Below are 22451 nucleotides of genomic sequence, written 5' to 3'. Positions count from 1 at the left end.
GAAATGGTTGATAAAGTTATTTCTGTTGCTCTCGATTTGATGAATCCTCAACATTTAAAAAATTGGTTCACTAATTGTTGTTACTGTACCTCATAACACCGGGAAGTGCTGTATTAAATTACTGACGGGAAAAGCTGAAGCCTATTATCGTTTTTCTCAGCTTCATATTTCAATTTATTTTGCCAAAGTTGCTCTCCGTTTAGAACCTAATAATTTAGATTGTATTAGAAAAATTATTCCTCCCCTGCAAAAATTAGGACTAAATTATACTCAAGAGTCCATTCATTGGTCAAAAAAATATTTAGAACTTGGCCAAAAACCAATTGATAAAATTGTTGGTAATCACTATTTACTGGAAGCCTTATTAACTTCCTATGGGAGTTGGGAGAAATCAGTTCAAGCTTACCAAGAACATAAACTATTTCTATCTAATCTTGTCGCTAATAAAAGAGAAAGCGAAAGTTTAATTCAGATTTTACCTGTTGGCTCTTTTTTGCTATATATGGAAGATAATCCTGGTGAAAATAGATTAATTCGCAATGGATTAGCAGCATTATGTCAACAATTGGTATGGAAAGAATTTCCCGAAAATATCAACATTTATCAACAGCGTTTTAACACACCTCGTCCTGCTTTGAGTCAGCGTCCTTTAAGAATTGGCTATGTATCAGAGTGTTTTATTTCTCATTCTGTGGGTTTTTTAGCTTGGTGGTTATTAAAATATCATGATCGCCAACAATTTGATGTTCGTTTATATTCTTTAAGAGAGAGAATTTACGATCCACTACAACAAGCTTACAAAGACGAATTTGGAGATCGTTTTTATCAAGAATGTCTTTCAATGGTGAAAATGGCTGATAAAATTAATGAAGATGAAATAGATATTTTAGTTGATTTAGATAGTTTAACATCCTATGGAAATTGTGCTATTTTAGCCCTGAAACCTGCACCAATTCAAGTTAGTTGGTTAGGGTATGATGCAACTGGTTTTCCGACGGTTGATTATTTTATTGCTGATAATTATGTCTTACCTGAATCAGCACAAGATTATTATATAGAAAAGATTTGGCGACTACCGGAAAATTATATTGGTATTGATGGTTTTGCTGTAGGAACACCAACTATCAATAGAGAATCTTTAGATATTCCTAATGATGGAATTATTTATTTTAGTTCTCAAATAGGATTAAAACGTAATCCCCATAATATCCGGTTACAAATGCAAATTATTAAGCAAGTTCCTAATAGTTATTTTCTGCTGAAAAGTTTTCGCAGCAATCATGAGGATCTGCAAAATTTTATTGCTCCCCTTGCTGAAGCCGAAGGACTTGATTTAAAATGTTTTAGGTTTTTACCCACTGCACCTACAGAGATGGAACACCGGGCGAATCTAGCCATTGCAGATATCGTTTTAGATACCTATCCCTATAATGGTGCAACTACTACTTTAGAAACATTATGGATGGGTGTACCTATAGTGACAAGAGTGGGGGAACAATTTGCAGCCCGGAACAGCTATACAATGATGATGAATGTGGGTGTAACTGAAGGTATTGCTTGGAGTGATGAAGAATATGTAGAGTGGGGTGTGAAGTTGGGTAAAGACGAGAAATTAAGACAAGAAATTGTCTGGAAACTGCGAAAATCACGACAAACATCACCCCTATGGAATGGTCAGAAATTTGCGCGGGAAATGGAGAATGCTTACCAGCAAATGTGGCAAAAGTATGAAGAAAGATGCACTGGATTATAACCCACATTCCGCACCCCCCTCAATCCCCCCGCTGCGGGGGGAAGAAAAGGATAAACTTTTGATATTGGAGAGGGTTGGGGTTCTTGTACCTCATAACATCGGGAAGTGCTGTAAATGAACCACTCCAAATGAAGTCAGAATTAAGTAGGTTGGCGTTAAAAATTGTCGTTATGACAAGGGAACTCTTAACTGGGAAGAGGTTTTGGGTAACTTTACTTTTCGTTACTTATGTCGGTTTTTTTCGTTCACATACTTATATAAATTAAATGCAGTACAGCTTATGAACCAAACCATATTTCACCTTGCTTTCCCAGTGACCAATATCCCCCAAACTAAAGCCTTTTATGTTGACGGCTTGGGCTGTATTCCCGGAAGAGAAAACCGCCATGCTTTAATTCTCAATCTTTATGGACATCAATTAGTAGCCCACTTTACCCAGGATATTTTAACATCTCAAAAGGCTATTTATCCCCGGCATTTTGGCTTAATTTTTTCTCAGGAAAAAGATTGGCAAGAAATACTAGAAAGGGCAAAAAATAAAAATTTAGAATTTCGAGAAGAACCGAAAACCCGCTTTGTTGATTCCCTTCTAGAACATCGCACTTTCTTTTTAGAAGATCCTTTCTATAACTTGATAGAATTTAAGTATTATCGCCACCCAGAGGCGATTTTTGCTAGTGCTGAATCTAAGGAAATTGGTGATAGGATTTAAGGGATTTTGATCAAAATGATTCAGATCCCCGACTGACAAAATTGGGGATCTGAATCACGGTAAATTCATAAATTTAATGCTGATGTTAATGCCTCTGCTACTATTTCTAAACTCCTAGTATCTGTTAGCATTAAAGGATGTAATAACACTGGTAAAGTTACTTCCTTTCCTATTCCTAGCTGGGAACTTGTAGCAGGTAAAATCATTAAATCGTAGGGTGTCCAAATAGATGTAAAATTTATCTTTTTTAACATCTGAACATCGGAATTTAAATCTTCTAAAAAATGACTATTAGGACGCATTTGTACACATCCTGGTAGCCATGAACCATAAGCAATTACTGTTCCTTTATGGGGTGAAGAAATACTAATAAATCGCTGTACTCTTTCTATTCCCCCCAAACGTTGAATATAATAACGACTAACAATACCACCCATACTAAAACCAACTAAATCAAGCGGTTGTTCTGGTGTAAAAATAGCGTTTATGTAATTAGCTACCTGTTGCGCTAATTTATCCAGAACCTCAGCACCATTATTTGGGACTAAATCTACTGTATACACAGACAAACCTCTTTGTCTGAGATACAACGCCATTTTATCGAAAACCGCCCCAGTATCGTTAATACCATGGACTAATAAAACGGGATTTTGCTGTTTTGTAGTGATAATTTTCATTTTTTATGATTTTTAAGGATTTAACTCAGTATTATCATGAAGATTATATAGGACTCCTATTTGATTTTTGATAGCTTGCGTAGCGTAGCCATACAGAACTCGGTACATACTGAAATCCTTCTTCCCTGTTCCCTGTTCCCTGTTCCCTAACTCAACCGAAAATTCACAGAATCAAACCGGATTCTTATAGAAAATGTGACATGAGAATAAATCTAAATTATTAAGATTTGTTAAAAAATTTCTCATAATGTTATTTGTATATTAAAATTTAATAATTAATTTAATTTGTGTTATCTACCAGTTGCAACTGTTGACACCAAAAACCTGAAAATACTGATCAGTATCACGGTTTCCTAAGTGACAACCAGTAATTTTTATGACTGGCAGCAATTAACGGAATAAACCAGGAGTATTTTTTATGGGCTTTATCAAAAATCTGATTGCGGGTATTTTCGGTTTTATCACTGGCTTGTTTGGTAATAAGGGAAACAGCTACTACATGGAACTCAAGGAAGAATCTGAAGCTAATGTTACTCAAGTATCCTCACCAGTAACACCAGTAGCACCAACACCTGCCGCAGTAGCACCAGTAGCACCAGTAGCACCAGTAGCACCAGTAGCAGCAAAAGCCACCAAAGCTGAACCCGTTAAAATATCAGTTCCAACTGAAACCAACTTTGCCACCAAGTATCTCATTCCTAAAAATACTCCTCGTCGTCGTCCAGGAGTAAATATGAATAGCTTTTTAGACATGGCACGTCAGGTGAAAACCCCAGCCTAAATACCCGGTAAGCTCTTACCCATCTAAATTTTATTATTTTATTGTAGAGACGTTCCATGGAACATCTCTACAACATCCTTGATTGAGATATAATTAGCAAGAGCCATCCTTAGCGGTTCGCATTGCGCCTAATATAGTGGAAACAATAACACAACGCTTTGATGTGTCATCGGATTTACTAGATAGGGTGATTTTGCCGAGTGGAGGTGTCACACCACCAAGATCATCAAACCGGACTCGTCTTACACCGTTATCCAATTCTAATGTTGAATTGGCATCTAACTGCACACTGTTATGTAAATTATTCCAGATAGCATTATTTAGGTCAGAGTCCTTGTGAACAGCCCATTGTACAATATTATTCTGTGTGCGGAAACTAGCTTGGTATTTCACTTTTTCTTTTTTTGCTTGACTTTGGGCTTGGCGCTTGGCTTGATAAACTTGGTCTTGGGCAATATTTAACTGACGAGTATTCATAAAACTTAACCAGCTTGGTAGGGCGATCGCTGATAAGATACCAATAATCAATAGCACCATCATCATTTCTATCAAGGTAAAACCACCGCTAGAAAAATTATTCATCTGGTGATTCATCTGGTGATTCATCCTTACTAAACTTAGTAAATACAGCCGATTTTTCATGACCAGTTGTTTTCAAAGACAAAATAGGATAACCAAATTATAATCGTTTAAAACCCACATTCAGCACCCATAACTGTCACACTCCAAGGAAACGGATGTATTTAGTACATCAATACCTTGCCCATTTTTTGTAGGTCGGGTTAAGCAACAGCGCAACCCGAAGCTCATGTTGGGTTATGGCTTCTCTACACTTCGTGAACGTACCTCAACCCAACCTACAAATCAAGACTTTTTTCAATAATGTAGATGAAACCGGCAATAGGGACTAAAAAGGAGCGATTTTTACCAATCCACAAGGGTTTGAGGCTCATTTACAGCACCTTGTGTAACACTTTTGTAAAATAGTTGAGAAGATAAAAGCAAATCCTAACCAATTCGTGGAAATTTTCGCTTTAGTAGTAGAATAACAATGTTAAGTTTTATGTGCTGACCTTGAGGATATAAAACAAGACCATACAAAACCTGTAATTTCCGAAGCTTCTTTCATAGCTTTTAACAAGACAACAGTAAAGAGAGGATTTCACAACATGGCATTTACACAACCCCCGTTACCTTTTGCTTCTGACGCTTTAGAGTCTTACGGCATGAAAGCTGAAACCTTTGAGTATCATTATGGTAAACATCATAAAGCTTATGTAGATAATTTGAACAAGCTAGTTGATGGTACAGAATTAGCTCACAAGTCTTTGGAAGAAGTAATTCAAATCGCTTTTGGTGACTCTGCTAAAGCTGGAATCTTCAACAACGCGGCTCAAGTTTGGAATCACTCTTTTTTCTGGAATTGCTTAAAACCCGCAGGTGGTGGCGCTCCTACAGGTGCGTTAGCTGCTAAAATTGCACAGGATTTTGGTAGCTTTGACAAATTCAAAGAAGAATTTTCTACCGCTGCTGCTACTCAATTCGGTAGTGGTTGGGCTTGGTTAGTTGATGATGGTGGTACACTAAAAATCATGAAAACACCAAACGCCGAAAACCCCCTCGCTCATGGTAAAAAAGCGCTGTTGACCATTGACGTTTGGGAACACGCATATTACATTGATTTCAAAAATGCTCGTCCTGCATTCATCAAGAATTTCCTAGATAATTTGGTGAATTGGGATTTTGTCGCTGCAAATTTCGCTGCTTAGATTTTAATTGATAATTGATAATTGATAATTTTTTAGTTGTCAATTATCAATTTTAAATTACTCAAACCAATGGTATTTAATTTTTTTAAAGGTTCTCAGTCTGGTTCAGAAAACATCAAATTTAACCCTAGTTGGTGTGTAGCTTACGGAAAACTAGATAATTTCACCAGGGATATAATTTGGCAAGATCAGCAATTTGCAGTTATTTCTAAATCAGATAAATTTGCAATCAGTGATAGTCAAAGATTTGTAATAGTTGGAGATATTTCATAACTATTGCACCACAAAAGTTTCTTCACTAATTTTCCGACCTTCCAGCAACATTTGTACTTGCCAATTTCCCACGGCTGTAGTAGGATTAATACTATAACGACAAAAAGTATCCCAAACTGAAGTTTTTATTTCACGAGTTTGATAATTATTTTGTTTAACAACTTGACCATTTGAGTCAATCTAATTACAAGAAAGATTGAGTTTTTTACCTATAGGTGCATTTTTCAAAGTCACACGATAAACAAGTTCTGAATTAGCTTGACGGGAAATATTTTCTAATATCTCATTGTTTGATTTTAGAGTAATTTTGTCCTGTTGTGTGGAAACATTAGCGAGTAAAGAACTTTTTTGTTGATTAAAAAATACCGTTAATTCTATGGCGATAATTACAGCGGTAGCTACTCCTAAACCAATTACAGCACTTCCCGATGTTATGAGGTACAAGAACCCCACCCCCAACCCCCTCCAATATCAAAAGTTTATCCTTTTCTTCCCCCCGCAGCGGGGGGATTGAGGGGGGTGCGAGGAGGGGCTTAAGATGTACCTCATAAGAGAGGAGGGGGCTTAAGATGTACCTCATAAGAGCGGAAACCCTTGTAATTTATGACGGCGTTCTTGGACTTGTAAAGCTTGTTTACGTCGAATTTGAATCAAGGCCTCATCTAATAATTCAGGTGGTAAATTCAGGTCTTGTAAAATTTCTCTAACCTGTTGGTGATCAAGTTCTGCTTCTTGACGTAATTGCACTGTTTGAACTTCAGCAATTATTTGGTTTAATTGTTCTTGGTTTAGTGATTGGTTCATAATTTTAAATTGTTCATATCAGTTCGGAAATAGCTGTAATTAATTCAAATATATCTATGGGTTTAGAAAGATACTTTTGAAAACCGGCGTTTAATACTTGATTGATGACTTCATTTCCAGTATAACCTGTAAGTGCGATCGCAGGTATTTGTCTTTTTTCGGTGGATTCTGAAGACCTGATTTGGTCAAGTAAATTATAACCATTTTCCTTTGGCATTCCAATATCACTGATTAAGATATCTGCTGGAAATTGTTCCAGACATTTTAATGCTTCCTTAACAGAATCCGTAGCCATGACTACCGCTCCATACTCTTCCAATGCAAAAACCAAAAAATCGCAGACATCAATATTATCATCAACAACCAACACTTTTACCCCATCAATATTTGGATTTGGGAAATTATTTAGCGACTCCCTCAGGGGGTTTAGCTCTGGCTGTGAATGGAGTAATGGTATTCTGATTGTAAAAGTTGCTCCTTGTCCTTTACCTAAACTTTTAGCCCAAATATTTCCCCCATGTAATTCTACCAAGTGACGGACAATTGCTAAACCCACTCCCAGTCCGCCATAATTTCGGGTATTGGAAGCATCAGCTTGACGAAAATAGTCGAAAATATAAGGCATAAAATCAGGACTGATACCAGACCCTGTATCAATTACTTGAATTTGTGCTTCTGATCCTAGTGTTTTTAGTCCGATTTCAACTTGTCCTCCGGGGGATGTAAACTTAATCGCATTAGTGAGCAAATTCCAGACAATTTGTTGTAAACGAATTGGATCACCTAATACCATCACATCATCAGATTCAATTGTCAACAATATTTTAATTGATTTAGCTTTGGCGGCTAAATACATAGTATTAATTGCGGTTTCAATTGGTGATACTAAGTTGACTGGCTGAATATTGAGGCTGATATTACCTCGAACCATTCGAGAAATATCTACTAGATCTTCAATTAATTGGGTTTGTGATTTGGCGTTGCGTTCAATAGTTTCTAAAGCTATTGCTGTTTTTTCGGAACTTAATTTCCCATATTTCAGCATTTGTGACCAACCAACTATAGAAGTCAGCGGCGATCTTAATTCATGAGAAAGTATGGCTAAAAACTCATCTTTAATACGATTAGCTCGTTGAGATTCTTCGTAAAGATGGGCATTATTCATGGCTAATAATAGCATTTGCGCTAACTGCACTAAAATAGCTTCATCATCTTCTGTAAAATCACCTTCATATTTATCAGAAAGGTGCATAAAACCAATGTGTTTACCTTTAATATCAATCAGTGGTGCTACCAGCCAACCGCGCAGGGGTAAATTGTTATTAACTCCGGCTGGATGTGCTTCTAGTTCGGTCTGAGTCATTCGCATTGAATTTTGGATTTGACAACCTAACCTATAGAAATCAGATTCATCAAACTTTTCATAATTTTCTCGCCACTGTTCATATTTATCTGCAAGATGAACTGTATGCACTGCTTTTGTGCAACTTTCATCTATTTTAATACTAATGATTGATTGGTGCGCTCCGATAATTTCCGCAGCTTGCTGTGTAACCAATTGCAGTATATTATTAGTTGATAGTGTTGAATTAATAGTCAGAGATAAATCAGCTAACTTTTGCAAACGATTAGTGATTTTGAGAGTCATAGCATATTCTTCTAATTGTTGATTAGCTTGTTTAAGGCTGTCTGCTTGTTCTGATAAATTGGTATATAACTGAGCATTTTCTAGGGAAATAGCAGTTTGGGTCATTAGCAAGTTTAAAACTTCAATTCTATTATATGTAAACGCGCCTACAGTTAGCTGATTTTCTAAATATAGAATACCCATAAATTTACCTTTATGAATAATAGGAAGACATAACAAACTTTTAGGTTGCTGGGAGACAATATAAGAATCAGCAGCTATTAAAAGATTAGTTTTAATATCATCTGTGACGAATATTTTCGCCGTATTATAAACATAATTAATCACATTTATAGGAATATCTTTACTTAAATTAACCGGGGTTGATTCCTGGATAACAGTTGCATTATTTATTTTTATGGCTTCGACAAATAGATGATTATTTTTAACTAAAATTAAAACAGATTTAGTTGCACCGCTATTTTCCATCATCACTTGCATTAATGTTGATAGCAATTTATCTATGTGGATTTCACTAGCAATTACTTGAGAGAATTTTATAACTGTTTTCAAATCAATAGCCTCCGAAATACTATTATTTTTAGAAATCATCATTGATACAGGTTTTTTTCCTGCTTGTAGGGTCTTAGCAAGTAATTGGGGATAGGATTTTTCTAAATGGTCTACCTTAGCTTTTCCTCCCCAACGTAAATAGCCATAATATGCCTTTGTCATATATAATGAAGCAATTTCATTTCTACCTAAAGATAAATAAAACTCTGCCGCTAATTCATAAGATAAGGCCTCTTCATGAAGATATTCATAATTATTTGCACCTTCAATAGCTCGGTCATAATATTCCATAGCTAAGAGCATTTGCCCTAAAACTCTGGCTTTTTCAGCTTCTATCAGGTCATATTTATGTTGATAATTCATGGGTGCATTAACAGCCCAATACTGCATCTTTTCCTGATTTGCCAAAACTTGTTTCATGGACTCCATTTGTTCATGTTCTGACTGATAATTATATGCAGCCAAAAGAGACAAAGAATAGTAAAAATTATGTTGGCTGACAGTAATTTGTCCTGGCACAGATGTTATATATTCTTTAGCCAAAACAGCACTATCAAGGGCTTTTTTATATTCTTTAAACAAATAAAATTGTATGGTTTTAGTTAGATAAAATCCAAAGAGAGAGTGATAATTTTTATTATTAACTAAAAATATAAACAAGTCTTGAGTAAAAAAGTCACCATTAAATTGGCATTGATCCTGATTTATTGCTTGCAAATTAAATATTATTTGTTGCCAAGTTTTGATGTTTTGAGTATGCCAATCGAGTTTTCTATGAGAGATTAAAGCAGCACAATTTTCTAGATATTCAGATACAGTTATTAAACTTTCCCCAGCAAATAACATCATGAACATATTAAATGTATAAGCAAAACCTAAAAAGTCTGTTTCACCTATTTTCCAGCCATATTCAGCAATTTCTTGTAAAGGAACTATAGATCCTCGAAAATGCTGTTTCCAATAAATAATATGAGAATACCATAATATTAAAATTCTGAATCTGATCACTTGATTGTCAAACTGCTCTGATAAATTAAGAGCTAATTTTCCATAACTATATCCAGTATTAATATCCGAAAACCTATCGCAGACTATCAAGCCATAACAAATATAAGTATAAGCAGACTCCACAGAATTGCCATATTTAATAGCCAGATTTATTATAGTAAGTATAATCGGCAATTCCATCTCCAATTGTGAGAAATAAGCTATAAAACCAAGAGCCATTAGTATCCCCATTGCTGCAAGTTTATAAGGATCTGTCATTTTTGGTAAATGGATTAAGTCCTCAACGTTAACATTTATCAGGGGTGCTTCTTTTACAGTAACTTCTAGTTTCTCTAATAATTTTATCCCCGTATTAAAGGTTAATTCCATGTCATACATTAGCATTTGCTTTTTGTAGACTTTAACTTCATCTAATACACTAATTACATTTTTATTAACTATTTCTATATAAGTTATTGCTTGGTCAGGATGAATATTTAAATATGCTGCCTCCACTGCTTCTATATAAAGATTCAATGTTAAGTTATATTCATGCTGCCAACTATCTGCTGCAAGTAATGATAAACCTTTTTTTAAATACCTAAAAGCAGCATCATAAGCTGTAGCTGCTTTGGCTTTAGAACCGGCAATTAAATTTAGTTGAGCTACTGCATATTTTTCTGACTGAACTGTAATTAAATCCATACCAATATTCAACTGATTCACAATTTCAAATATATTTTCTTCTATGTCTTTTTCTGAGGTATTTTTTAATAGTAATTGCCCAACTTTTAAATGGGTAGATTGTTTTTCCTGGTCAGGAATCAAAGCATAAGCAGCTTGCTGTACACGGTCATGTAAAAATCTGTAACTAAATTTCTGTTCTTCGTAGTTATGAACCGCTGATAACTGTTGATTATTAAGTAAATCAGATTGAAAGAAGTTGTAAATTTTTGTTGTGGGAATGATAAATTCTTCTAACAATGCTTTCCACAAATCTACCGCTGTTTCTATCTGAGATTTTTGATTAATTTTTGCTAATGTATCTAAATTAAATTGGTTGCCAATACAAGCGGCCAGCTTTAATACTGATTGAGTTGATTCGGGTAATTTTTGTAATTGCAGTGCCATAAATTCTACCACATCATTAGTGATAGCTAAAGCTTGAATTTGTGCGATATCACACTGCCAATAACGACAATCAAAGTTAAAGCGAATTAAACCATCTTCATAGAGAGATTTAATAAATTGGTGGCTGAAAAATGGATTTCCCTGGGTTTTTAGATAGACTACTTCAGTAAAAGGTAAAGCTACTGTAGTCGGACAATTGAGAGTATCAGCAATGAGTTGATTGAGGTCAGATTCATTGAGAGAATTTAGGGTAATAGTATTAATTATAGATGCAGTTTTGCGGATATTCTCAATAGTTAATATTAAAGGATGTGTAGCAGACACTTCATTATCCCGGTAAGCACCAATTAACAATAAATAACTAATTTCATTTGTAGTCATTAGTAATTGCATCAATTTAAGAGAAGCCAAATCTACCCATTGTAAATCATCTAGGAATATCACTAAAGGATGTTTTTGAGTAGTAAAAACATGAATAAATTTCTCAAATAGCAAATTAAAACGATTTTCTGTGGCCATGGTGGACAATTCTGGAACAGGAGGCTGTTTACCAATAATTTGTTCTAATTCTGGGATAACAGTAATAATAACCTGAGCATTTTCTCCTAATGCAGACAGAATTTTAGTTTTCCATTCTTGCAATTGAGCATCACTTTCAGTTAATAGTTGATCTATTAAATTTCGGAAAGCTTGTATAAATGCAAAAAAAGGAATATTACGTTGAAATTGGTCAAATTTTCCTTTAATAAAATAACCCCTAGCACAAACTATGGGTTTATGAACTTCATTAACTACAGCGGTTTTACCAATTCCCGAATACCCAACCACCAGGATCATTTCCTTATTATTAGCACAAATACGCTCAAAAGCTGTGAGCAGAGTTTTTACTTCTACTTCTCTACCATACAGTTTTTCAGGAATAGTTAGGCGATCGCTAATATCTCTTTTTCCTAATTCAAAAGTCTGAATATTTTCAGTTTCTTCTCCAGCTTTTATACACATTTCTAAATCATACTTAATCCCATGGGCAGACTGATAGCGATATTCAGCATTTTTCGCCATCAATTTATGAATAATTGCCGATAAAATCGGGGGGATATGACTATGAATATCATGTAATAATGGAGGTTGTTTAGCAATATGGTAATGTATCAATTCTAGGGGATCATTACTAGCAAAAGGTAATTCTCCAGTCAAAAGTTCAAAAAATGTCACACCTAAAGAATAAAAATCTGTGCGATAATCAACCAAGCGGTTAATACGTCCAGTTTGTTCTGGAGACAAATATGATAAAGTTCCTTCCAGAACATGAGGACTAGCGAGAGTTTGAGTTTCTCTGTTAAGTAAGCAAGCAATACTAAAGTCAATTAGCTTAACTTCTAAGGTGCTAGGTTTAATCAGAATATTAGCGGCTTTTATATCTTTGTGAATCACCCTTTGATGATGCAATTCTTCTAAAATAGAAACTATTTGTAAAGCAATAGTGAAAAATTCTTTTAATCCTACTGCGCTGTTTCCCATACCTCCTTCCCCCCATTCTTTAATTTTTTCCTGGAGAGAAATACCCCCAAAATCCTCCATTATTAAAGCATAGCCGTTTTCATAATTTTCCAGTCCATAGGTTTTAACAATGCCGGCAATATTCAGATTTTTGATAATAGTATATTCATTACGAAACTGTACCAATTTCTCGAATTTTGGGTACTCATGACGTAAAAACTTGATAACTACTGATATTTGGTCTTTTTCTCTTATGCCTCGAAAGACCAAAGTTTCGCTACTAGAATAAATTTTTTCAAGTATTTTATAACCTGTTAATCTCAGCATTTGCATATCCCATAAAATTGTTTTTCACCAAATGTTTGTCACAATAGCGAAATAAAATTGCTTTTGATAATGGCTGCTATTTTTTCATAATGCTCGCCGTAAAATAAATGGACGATATCAAAACTGTTTCCATAATTCAAAATCAAAAATATCATAACTTAAAAGTTGCCATATTGCCAATAACCACAGAATTTTATTAATACCTCATTCTTGAATTGCAGTGTTTAATTCATTTCTAACAATTTGTCAAGCAATAGCACGGAGGCTTGGAAACCCCTATTAAAAGTTTTTGCTTCAGGACTTACACAACTGGCACATTGGTAGGGTGCGTCAGATATCAACAATCTGTTTATTTGCAGGATTTATGCAGTAGTAAAGCACCCTACAATAGATTTTTGGTGTGACACTTGCGGAAGTCCTATCCTTTTCCCTCTCCTCTTAGGAAAGGGTGAGGGAGAAGTTGGGTAGGGAGGTGAGGTTTTTATGTTTTAGGACTTACGCAAAATATCTCTACAACCTCCTCTCCTTCGTTTTCTTTGCTACTTCGTGGTTCATTAGTTCGTAATTTTATTATTTATTTTATCCCTGAACATCAGCTTTTGTGGATTTGAATTAGGAAATACTCACTTGATTTTGTAAAACAATTCACTGATTTTTATAATCAAATTGACCTTGTTTATTCTGATATGATTTCCTGTAACATTCTCAGTAATTATCTAATAAATTAAATATCCAATAATCAACAACAAAAAATTTGGTTCTTAGTTAGGACTTACGCAAGATTCATGGAATAACGAACCACTCCAGGCACAGAGGTCACGGAGAAATGAGGATTTGAGAGATATTTTGCGTAAGTCCTGTTAGTTACTTACTATTAGTTCATATCCCCAACTTTCTTAATAAGTCAGGGATATGAATTTTAGAGAGTATTAATATCAATACCTTTAGCTTCTAATTTTGCTAATAGGTCTTGATAATTTTGACGTTCTTGTTCGGCACGTTTATATTCTTGTTCGGCACGTTTATATTCTTGTTCAGCACGTTGATTTAATTCTAGAAATGTGAGAAACTTTTTTCCATCAGGATAATAAATTTCTAAATTACTTGATGTTATTTCAAACCGTATTCCTAAACGCGGACTTACCCAATTATTGATTTCCTCAATATCTTCTAACCACTGTTTTTGAAGAATAAATCCAGTTAACTCAATTTTTTCTGGATGATAAACATAATATTCTTCCACACCATGACGTTGATAAAAAAGGAGTTTCTTGGCCATTTCTTGGCTGCGATTTCCTGGAGATAAAATTTCAAAGACTACTTGAGGAGGAATATTATTTTCTTCCCATTGTTTATAAGAACCGCGTTTACCTTTTGGTCTACCGAAAATAACCATGACATCAGGTGCTTGACGGGTTTTTACACTTCCCTCCACCGGATACCACAGTAAATCACCAGCGATAAACACATCTTTTTCTGAAGCAAATAATAGCTCTAAATTTTCTTTGATTTTAACTATCCATTCATAATGTTCTGTATTATCAGCCATGGGATTTCCATCACTATCAGGATAGATGATTTCTAATTTGGTTTCTGGTGTGAGTTGTTGTACCATATCTGTAGCTCCATTTTACCCAAGGTAAATAAATTTTTAACTTGACAGTGGTGCTGAACCTATTGATAATTATATGTTATTTATGAATCATTTGTCAAAAAATTCAGATATCTAATGCGGAGGAAATACTTTACTTAAATCTAGGGATAAATCGGGAAAACAAGGTAGAGATATCGCTTGATTTGGTAAGACAATTCGTCTATTTGCATAACCAAATTCACCTGATTTATTTTGATATGGTTCACTGTAACATTCTAAGCAATTATCTAATAAATTAAATATCCAATAATCAACAATTCCGGCTTTTGCATACAGAGGTATTTTCACCTTTTGGTCATAATCTATCGAAGAATCTGCAACTTCTAGGAAGTTCCCGCAATAAATTACGTAAACAAGTTTCATGCGCTCTACCTTTTGATACCATTTCTATTAATTCTCCGTTAATTAATTGAATGTGATGCCTACGGCGAGCGCAGCTATCATCTTCTTTGAAAAAGCCGATTTCGGTGAGTTGGTGATATTCTTCCAGAGTAAAACTTTTAACCTGAATCCTAGTCATATATCTTGCTCCTTGAGGAATTGCCATTACATATATTCTAAAATGTGCCAAGAATTGCTATCCTAGAATCATAATAACTATTAAGGAAACAATGCGATCGCCTACTCTTACCCCGACAATGACTGCTTTTCCCTTGGCCGCTGTAGTCGGCCAAGAAGCAATTAAAATAGCTTTGCTGTTGACAGCAGTAGACCCCGTTTTGGGGGGTGTGGTAATTGCAGGTCGTCGCGGTACTGCTAAATCTGTAATGGCGCGTGCCATTCACGCTTTATTACCACCTATTGAAGTTGTGAAAGCTTCTGTTAGCAACTGTTACCCCAATCATCCAGAAGAATGGGATGATAAACTCTTAGCTGAACAAAGACAGGAGATAGAAACGGAAATTATCCCCGCACCTTTTGTGCAAATTCCTCTGGGTGTGACAGAGGACCGGCTTTTGGGTTCTGTGGATGTGGAACAGTCGGTTAAGCAGGGTGATACAGTATTTCAACCGGGATTACTCGCTACAGCTAATCGAGGTGTGCTGTATGTAGATGAAATCAATTTATTAGATGACCAAATTAGTAACCAACTTTTATCGGTATTATCGGACGGACGTAACCAAATTGAACGGGAAGGAATCAGTTTTCAACATCCTTGTAAACCGTTGTTTATTGCCACCTATAATCCAGAAGAAGGGGCATTAAGAGAACATTTACTTGATAGAATAGCGATCGCTTTATCAGCAGACGGAGTTCTGGGTATAGATCAAAGAGTACAGGCAGTTGCACAAGCGATCGCTTATTCCAAGTCTCCCACAGAATTTCTGCAACAGTACAGCGAAGACATAGACTCCCTGAAAACCCAAATCATCCTGGCACGGGAATGGTTAAAGGAAGTCACCATTACCCCAGAACAAATTACCTACCTCGTCAATGAAGCCATTCGCGGGGGTGTGGAAGGACATCGTGCAGAACTATTTGCGGTGCGTGTAGCCAAAGCCGCAGCAGCTTTAGAAGGACGTAATACCGTAACAGCGGATGATTTACGTCGCGCGGTGGAATTGGTCATAGTTCCCAGAACCACCATCATCCAAACACCACCAGACGAACAGCAACCACCTCCACCCCCACCCCCACCACCAGAAAATCAAGACGAGTCGGAACAAGAAGAAGAACAGGAAGAGGAACAGGAAGAGGAAAAAGAAGAAGACCAAGAACAGCAAGAACCTCCAGACATTCCCGAAGAGTTTATTTTTGACCCAGAAGGGGTAATTCTTGACCCAGAAGTGCTTTATTTTACTCAAATGGCACAACGTCAAGGTAAATCGGGAAGTCGCAGTATTATCTTCTCAGACGACCGGGGACGGTATATCAAGCCAATGATTCCCAAAGGTAAAGCCCGACGCATCGCCGTAGATGCCACATTGCGAGCCGCAGCACCGTATCAAAAAGCACGGCGAGCTAGACAGCCAGATAAAAAAGTCATTGTTGAACAGGGAGATATTCGTTCTAAGCGGTTAGTGAGAAAAGCCGGGGCTTTAGTCGTATTTGTTGTAGATGCTTCTGGTTCAATGGCTTTAAATCGGATGCAATCTGCTAAGGGTGCAGTCATGCAGCTTTTAACAGAAGCCTATCAAAATCGTGACCAAGTATCTTTAATCCCCTTTAGAGGAGAACAGGCCGAAGTATTATTACCCCCTACCCGTTCCATTGCTTTAGCTAAAAATCGGTTAGAAAGATTACCCTGTGGTGGTGGTTCTCCCTTAGCACATGGTTTAACTCAAGCTGTGCGGGTGGGGATAAATGCCCAAATGGGTGGCGATATTGGGCAGGTTGTTATCGTGGCAATTACTGATGGACGCGGTAATATTCCGTTAGCTCGTTCTTTAGGTGAACCCATGGAACCAGGAGAAAAACCAGATATCAAAGCCGAATTATTAGACATTGCGGGCAGAATTAGAGCTTCGGGAATGCAATTGTTAGTCATTGATACGGAAAGTAAATTCGTATCAACTGGTTTTGCGAAGGAATTATCGAAAACCGCTGGAGGTAAATATTATCACCTACCAAAAGCCACCGATAAAGCGATCGCTGCCATGACTAGAGGTGCTATAGCTGACATGAAAGCAAAATAGTAATTAGACCTATCTGTAAATTCTGTTTTAATCCTTAACTGATCAGGTTTATAAGCTAAGTTGTAGATAGGTTTATTTATTTTTATCATCATTGAAGGAGAATGTACTCAATGCAACTTCTAACTCCAACTGAAGAAAAGATGTGGGAAAAAACACCATCTCTAAACCACATCACTATGTCTGATCAAGAAATAAATGATAAATATGAAAAAGGTGAACAAAGAATATTAACGGAAATGAACCGGGAAAAGCTACCTGCTTTCGTAAATGCGTTGAAAAAACCCGGTTATATGGATCTTAGACCTTTTTATCAAAGAAGAAATAGATGGGATAAGAAAAAACAGTCCCAACTAATAGAATCTTTTTTAATCAATATTCCTGTACCGTCAATTATTCTTTATGAGAAAAAATATAATGTTTATGAAGTAATGGATGGCCAACAGAGAATTAATGCTCTTAAAGAGTTTTATGAAAATCGTCTTACCTTGACAGGATTAACACTTTGGCCAGAACTGAATGGACGCACATATAATACACTCCCTGGCAATATTAAAGCAGGAATTGATCGCCGTTCAATATCCTATGTGGTTTTGATTACAGAATCAGCATCTAGTCCAGAAGACGCACTATTTTTAAAACAGCTTGCTTTTGAACGTCTGAACACTGGAGGAGAAAAACTTAGTCGTCAGGAAATACGTAATTGTTCATTTTATAGTCCTTTTAATCAATTATTGCTTGAGTTAGCAGGTAATCAAATTTTTGCAGATGCTTGGAATATTCCTATTGATGATGAAGAAGAAGAACTTCAAAAAAATAACCTCTACAAAAAAATGGAAGATGCAGAATTAGTGCTGCGTTTTTTTGCATTGCGTAATACAGATAAATTCCGTAATGGTATGCAAAAATTTCTCAATCTATATATGATGAAAAGTGTATCACTTCCTGATGATGAGATAGAATTTCTGAGAAATAGTTTTATCCAAACTATCAATCTAGCTTACCAAATTTATGAAGACAAATTATTCAAGCCTTTTGATCCTCAGTCTGACACTTGGGAAAATAAAGCATTTAAAGATTATTATGATGCTGTGATGGTTGGTTTTAGCAGACATTTAGCAGATTCAGATGCAAATATTTTACTGGAACGTAAGCCAAGAGTTATTGAGAAAACTAAAATTTTGTTTAGGGAAGATAAATCAAAGCTATTTACTGGTGGTGGAAAAACTAAGGCTGATATCCAAGAAAGAATCAGACTTTTTGATGATATGCTGTCTCAAGTCATAGCAGAGTAAAAAGCAATGTTTGATAACCTGCTCATAGCTGTAAAAGCTAATATTTCTACAATTCGTTCCATCATTAAAACTAATGAGAAAATGCGAGAGATTGATTTTGAAAACGTTTCTCTATATACAGAAGAGACAAAAACAATTCTCATGAATATATTTCAAGATATTCCTGATAAAAATAATTCGCGTGTTTATGATCAATGCGCTGTTGTCACTCGTTTATATGCTATTTATGAAAGCTTTGTAGAAGACTTAATTCGAGATTGGTTAATTCTTTTACCCAGCTTATATCCAGATTATTCGGATTTAGACAGTAAAATTCGTAATACCCATAAAAATGGAGTAGGAAGATTACTACAAGAAATACAAGACGAAGAAGAAAATGATGAGGATAAAAGCCAGGAGAATAAAAGATATTCTCACCTGTCTATTGAAAAGGTTGTGCAGGGTTTATTTGATGGAAAAACTGGTAAACATAATTATCAATTATTGCCAGATGCTTTCCTATTTCATCAACAAAATTTACGCGAGGGTACATTAGGTAAATTATTAGCTGATGCAGGTATTGATAAGACGGGGAGTTGGCTAGTCAATCATAGAGATATAAAGAATTTTTTAAAGGAGATTAGAGGAAATCAAACCACTTTAGAAAAAGAACTGAATATATTAATTAGTTATCGCAACGATGCTGCACATAGTACAAAGACAGAAGATTGGTTAGGATTTAAACCACTGTTAGAATTATGTGATTTTGTGGAAAGTTTATGTCAAGCACTAACTGAGTTAGTTACTCATCAGGTTCTTGATCATAAGAAATTAATCGGCCAAGCTCAAGAAATTGGTAGAATTACAAGATGGTATGACCAAATTCAAGTGGCAGTTTTAAAACCATCTGATAACTGTTTATTGTCAGTTGGAGGTAGCCTTTTTCTAGTAGGTGATTCATACTGTCAGTTAGCCAAAATTGAGAGTATTCGTAATCAGGATAATGAGTCAATTAATGAGATAGAAACAACCCCAGGAATGGAGGTAAAGTTAAAATTTGATATTGATGCCAGGAAAAATTTATGTTTATATCAATTAATAACTTGAATTTGTACTCTTGTACTCAAAATTAATTTTACAGCACTTCCCGATGTTATGAGGTACAAGAACCCCACCCCCAACCCCCTCCCCGCTTGCGGGGAGGGGGCTTAAGATGTACCTCATAAGAGCGGAAACCGCTGTAAAACATCCTTAAATTCTGTAAATCCTATAGCAGGGAACAGGGAACAGAGTTGAAAGTCCTTTGGTGTATGGTTTTTTAGGTAAATTCTGTATCTCATTCAAGTGCATACCGCTATAATGCTGATAATAAAAAACAGCCGGAGGTAAATATTATCACTTACCAAAAGCCACCGATAAAGCGATCGCGGCCATGACTAGAGGTGCTATAGCTGACATGAAAGCAAAGTAAATTGATGGAAATCAATGATTCATAGTTTTATTTTATCAGAAAACGCCGTAATACCCCATCCCTCTACGGGGTGGGGATGTAAGGCGGGTAAAAATTAAACACCCTCGAAGCGATATTAAGCGCAGCTTAATCCTGAGAAAGGGTAGTTTCATTTTTACCAATCTTAGAAATTGACTAATTCCCTAAAGTATTTTATACTTAAAACAGGTCGAATTAGTAATAAAAAAATGATTGTTTTTGAATTTAAAGCCAAAGGCACAAAACAGCAATATCAAAAAATTGCTCAGGCTATACGGATAACCCAATTCATCCGTAATAAGTGCTTGCGCTTTTGGATGGACAATCAAAATGTTAAATATTACGATCTGAATAAATACACTGCGGTATTAGCTAATGAATTTGATTTTGCTGATAAATTAAATTCCATGGCTAGACAGAGTGCAGCCGAGAGAACTGCTTTTGCAATTAAAAGATTTTTTGATAATTGTCAGGACTTACGCAAAATATCTCTCAAATCCTCATTTCTCCGTGACCTCTGTGCCTGGAGTGGTTCGTTATTCCATGAATCTTGCGTAAGTCCTAAATTGTAAGGCAGTGGATTTTGGATTTACGATTTTGGATTTTGGATTGACTCCACCCTCAAGTGTGGAGCTTGGGGATTTTAGATTAGCAATTTTGGATTAGTTCCGCCCTGAAATTGTAGGGGGCAACGGCCGTTGACCCCTACTTGTACCGAAAATTCCCAATCTAAAAGCTAAAATCTAAAATCTAAAATTTCTTGGTCATTGTTTACTCAATGGTTAGAATATTTTGGTAAAGTCTATGGTCGTGTAATTGTATCAGTTGCACCACAATATACTTCTCAAAATTGTTATAATTGTGGAGAAATAGTTAGAAAATCACTTTCAGTTAGAACTCATGTTTGTAAATGTGGGTGTATTCTTGACCGTGATTACAATGCTGCAATTAACATTCTAGCAAAAGCACTAAAACAAACTGGCTATGATTTAAGTACGGTGGGGCGCACCGAAACTTCTAACGCTTGTGGAGAGATGACCCTCTGCTCAGACTTAGTAACAATTGAAACAAGAATCCCCGTCCCTCTATAGGGCGGGGAGCGTCAATAATTACCCCAACAATTTACCAAATTATAATGCTCCGGCCGCAGTTTTATCAAGAACACTATTACTTAAATGTCCAGTAATATTCATTGCTTGCAGAACCGGATAACCTTGACTACCAGCAGGATAATCAATCACGCTTACAGCCCCATTACCTTGACGGAAATTCCAGAAATTTTCTCCAGATAAACCCAGAATATGGCATAATAGAGTTTTATTAGTAGCATCATGGGCGACTACTAAGCCTAATTGTAATTGCTGAGATTCGGCGTTTTTAATTATAGTATTCCAGTCATTAACACTGCGTTCTCTTACCTGTTCTAAATTTTCTCCTTCTGGCATTTGTACTTCTGCGGGTATTGTCCGCCACCTTTCTAATTCTCCGGGAAATTCCTGTTCAATTTCCGATTCAAATTTACCTTCCCAGAGTCCATGGCTAATTTCTCTTAAACCAGCAAACAGTTGCAAGTTTAAACTAGGATGATATTTTAAGATAATTTCCGCTGTTTCCTTGGGACGGGACATAGTGCTACTAACCGCAAAATCAATCTTCACATCTTTGAGAAATTCTGCGGCTTTTGCAGCTTGATTTCTGCCATTATCATTGAGGGGAATATCAATTTGTCCTTGAAACTTACCTTGACGATTCCATTCAGTTTCACCATGACGTACCAACAATAATCTTACCCCTTGATGACCAGGACGCAAAGAAGGGAAAGTTTCACCCAGATGTTGGGTTTGATTCATAGATTCTAACTGTACTGGTTCACCCAAACCACCAGCAAAATTTAAAACACTAATTCCGCAGTTAGACTGTTGTAAACAATGGTAACGACTGGGGGAAATACCCAAAGCCGTACTAATTAAGGCGCGGTTAATGCCATTATGACCAACAATGAGAATAGTTTCACCTTGGTGCTGGGGAAGAATCTCTTGCCAAAATTGTTTAGCTTGGGCATATAAAGCTAAAACTGGGAAATGTTCTCTAGTTTCGGAATCTTCATCTAAAACCATGCGAAATTCATGGGGACGTTCCTTCCAAATGCGGTAATCTTCTGTTAACTGTTCCTTGACTTCACTCGTCGTCATTCCTGTCCACAGAGGTAAATCAACCTCCATTAACTGTTCATCAATTTGAATCACAGGAGCTTGTGTAGCTAATTGACTGCGGATAATTTCGGCAGTTGATTTTGCGCGTTGCAGGGGACTACTATAAATAGCTTGAAATGAAATACTACTGAGGGCTTTACCTGCTTGACTGGCATCATCACAGCCCTTTGGGGTTAAAGATGACGCATCAGTACGCCCTTGAATACGTTTTTCTATATTGTAGGTACTTTGACCATGACGCACGATGATCACACGGGTCATTTTTTTACTTTCC

The 22451-nt window shown here is 36.1% G+C and carries 15 protein-coding genes and 3 pseudogenes; 10 read left to right on the top strand and 8 right to left on the bottom strand.

The genetic code is table 11. The features are described from left to right. Positions 1–61 precede the first annotated feature (61 nt). Positions 62–1753: a hypothetical protein gene (locus tag H6G25_RS15125; protein WP_190393200.1), complete on the top strand. Its 1692-nt coding sequence runs from the start codon at positions 62–64 to the stop codon at positions 1751–1753. A gap of 280 nt (positions 1754–2033) precedes the next feature. After that, positions 2034–2465 (top strand): VOC family protein, encoded by a 432-nt coding sequence (locus H6G25_RS15120; RefSeq protein ID WP_190393197.1) that lies wholly within the window; start codon positions 2034–2036, stop codon positions 2463–2465. A 65-nt stretch (positions 2466–2530) separates the two neighbouring features. Here the strand turns inward: H6G25_RS15120 and H6G25_RS15115 are convergent, their stop codons facing one another. After that, positions 2531–3133, bottom strand: a complete 603-nt coding sequence (locus tag H6G25_RS15115) for an alpha/beta fold hydrolase (RefSeq protein WP_190393199.1) — start codon at positions 3131–3133, stop codon at positions 2531–2533. A gap of 427 nt (positions 3134–3560) precedes the next feature. On the opposite strand from H6G25_RS15115, the gene H6G25_RS15110 reads away from it, so the two are divergent. After that, positions 3561–3923 (top strand): hypothetical protein, encoded by a 363-nt coding sequence (locus H6G25_RS15110; RefSeq protein WP_190393196.1) that lies wholly within the window; start codon positions 3561–3563, stop codon positions 3921–3923. 93 nt (positions 3924–4016) lie between these two features. Here H6G25_RS15110 and H6G25_RS15105 read toward each other — a convergent pair whose 3' ends face one another. Beyond that, positions 4017–4505 carry a GspH/FimT family pseudopilin gene (locus H6G25_RS15105; protein ID WP_242034983.1) on the bottom strand — a complete coding sequence of 163 codons (489 nt, stop codon included), beginning with the start codon at positions 4503–4505 and terminating at the stop codon, positions 4017–4019. 587 nt (positions 4506–5092) lie between these two features. Between H6G25_RS15105 and H6G25_RS15100 the strand changes: the two genes are divergently transcribed. Continuing rightward, positions 5093–5692 (top strand): superoxide dismutase, encoded by a 600-nt coding sequence (locus tag H6G25_RS15100; protein ID WP_190393194.1) that lies wholly within the window; start codon positions 5093–5095, stop codon positions 5690–5692. Positions 5693–5761: 69 nt separating this feature from the next. After that, positions 5762–5965 (top strand): hypothetical protein, encoded by a 204-nt coding sequence (locus H6G25_RS15095; protein ID WP_190393193.1) that lies wholly within the window; start codon positions 5762–5764, stop codon positions 5963–5965. A gap of 180 nt (positions 5966–6145) precedes the next feature. Here the strand turns inward: H6G25_RS15095 and H6G25_RS15090 are convergent, their stop codons facing one another. The 5 genes and pseudogenes from H6G25_RS15090 to H6G25_RS15070 form a co-directional block, all read right to left on the bottom strand. After that, the gene (locus H6G25_RS15090; RefSeq protein ID WP_190393192.1) at positions 6146–6409 is read right to left on the bottom strand and encodes a hypothetical protein; all 264 of its coding nucleotides are present in this window, start codon (positions 6407–6409) and stop codon (positions 6146–6148) included. Between the two features lie 132 nt (positions 6410–6541). Next, on the bottom strand, positions 6542–6769 hold the full coding sequence (locus H6G25_RS15085) for a hypothetical protein (RefSeq protein WP_242034982.1): 228 nt from the start codon (positions 6767–6769) through the stop codon (positions 6542–6544). Positions 6770–6782: 13 nt separating this feature from the next. Beyond that, positions 6783–12914, bottom strand: a complete 6132-nt coding sequence (locus tag H6G25_RS15080) for an AAA family ATPase (protein WP_190393191.1) — start codon at positions 12912–12914, stop codon at positions 6783–6785. A gap of 919 nt (positions 12915–13833) precedes the next feature. Next, entirely contained in the window at positions 13834–14529 is a 696-nt protein-coding gene (locus H6G25_RS15075) for a Uma2 family endonuclease (RefSeq protein ID WP_190393190.1), read from the bottom strand. Positions 14530–14640: 111 nt separating this feature from the next. Continuing rightward, positions 14641–15088 (bottom strand): annotated as a pseudogene (locus H6G25_RS15070) (Uma2 family endonuclease). Positions 15089–15179: 91 nt separating this feature from the next. Between H6G25_RS15070 and bchD the strand changes: the two are divergent. From bchD to H6G25_RS21285, 5 genes and pseudogenes are all read left to right on the top strand, one after another. Beyond that, entirely contained in the window at positions 15180–17204 is a 2025-nt protein-coding gene (bchD, locus tag H6G25_RS15065; RefSeq protein WP_190393189.1) for a magnesium chelatase ATPase subunit D, read from the top strand. 110 nt (positions 17205–17314) lie between these two features. Then, positions 17315–18496, top strand: a complete 1182-nt coding sequence (locus tag H6G25_RS15060; RefSeq protein WP_168697117.1) for a DUF262 domain-containing protein — start codon at positions 17315–17317, stop codon at positions 18494–18496. A gap of 6 nt (positions 18497–18502) precedes the next feature. Beyond that, positions 18503–19582, top strand: coding sequence for an MAE_28990/MAE_18760 family HEPN-like nuclease (locus H6G25_RS15055; protein ID WP_190393188.1), 1080 nt, complete (start codon positions 18503–18505; stop codon positions 19580–19582). 591 nt (positions 19583–20173) lie between these two features. Beyond that, positions 20174–20437: pseudogene (locus H6G25_RS15050) on the top strand (RNA-guided endonuclease TnpB family protein); the annotation flags it as partial. Positions 20438–20725: 288 nt separating this feature from the next. After that, positions 20726–21055: pseudogene (locus H6G25_RS21285) on the top strand (transposase); the annotation flags it as partial. Positions 21056–21094: 39 nt separating this feature from the next. Here the strand turns inward: H6G25_RS21285 and H6G25_RS15040 are convergent. After that, complete coding sequence (locus H6G25_RS15040) at positions 21095–22438, bottom strand: histidine phosphatase family protein (protein ID WP_190393186.1); 1344 nt, start codon at positions 22436–22438, stop codon at positions 21095–21097. Positions 22439–22451 lie beyond the last annotated feature (13 nt).

Source organism: Dolichospermum sp. FACHB-1091, assembly GCF_014697585.1.
Lineage (GTDB): Bacteria > Cyanobacteriota > Cyanobacteriia > Cyanobacteriales > Nostocaceae > Dolichospermum.
This window is presented reverse-complemented; position numbering and strand designations above follow the sequence as displayed.